General features: G+C 73.9%; 1 protein-coding gene. It reads left to right on the forward strand.

The genetic code is table 11. The annotated features are described in order from the left end of the window. On the forward strand, nt 1-709 hold a 709-nt coding region (locus tag ACFQ36_RS23140), incomplete at both ends, for a putative PEP-binding protein (RefSeq protein ID WP_377017960.1).

Consider the following 709-nt stretch of genomic DNA (forward strand, 5'->3'; position numbering starts at 1 on the left):
CGGCCACCGCATCCCGCTGCTGGCCAACGTGGGCGGCGGGCCGGAGGCTGCGGTGGCCGCCGCCACCGGCGCCGAGGGCGTGGGCCTGCTGCGCACCGAGTTCTGCTTCCTGAACCGCAGCGAGGAGCCCTCCGTCGACGAGCAGGTTGAAGCGTACAAAGCCGTCTTCGACGCCTTCGAAGGCAAGAAGGTGGTGGTCCGCACCCTGGACGCCGGGGCGGACAAACCGCTGCCCTTCCTCACCGATGCCACCGAGCCGAACCCGGCCCTGGGCGTGCGCGGCTACCGCACGGACTGGACCTCTCCGGGGGTGCTGGAGCGCCAGCTGCAGGCCATTGCCGAGGCCGCGGCGCGGAGCCGGGCCGAGATCTGGGTGATGGCGCCGATGATCGCCACCGCCGAGGAGGCCGGCCGCTTCGCCGAGCTGTGCGCCGCCGCGGGACTGCGGACGCCGGGGGTCATGGTGGAGGTCCCGTCTGCGGCGCTGACCGCCGGCAGCATCCTCAAGCGGGTGGCATTCGCCTCGCTGGGCACCAACGACCTGACCCAGTACACCATGGCGGCGGACCGCCAGCTCGGCCCGCTCGCGGTGCTCAACGACCCGTGGCAGCCGGCCGTGCTGCGCCTGGTGCAGGGCCTGTTCGACGGCCCCCGGGCGGCTTCCTGGGATGCGCCCAAGCCCGTCGGGGTCTGCGGCGAGTCCGCCGCG

This window comes from Arthrobacter sp. GCM10027362, assembly GCF_042679445.1.
Lineage (GTDB): Bacteria > Actinomycetota > Actinomycetes > Actinomycetales > Micrococcaceae > Crystallibacter.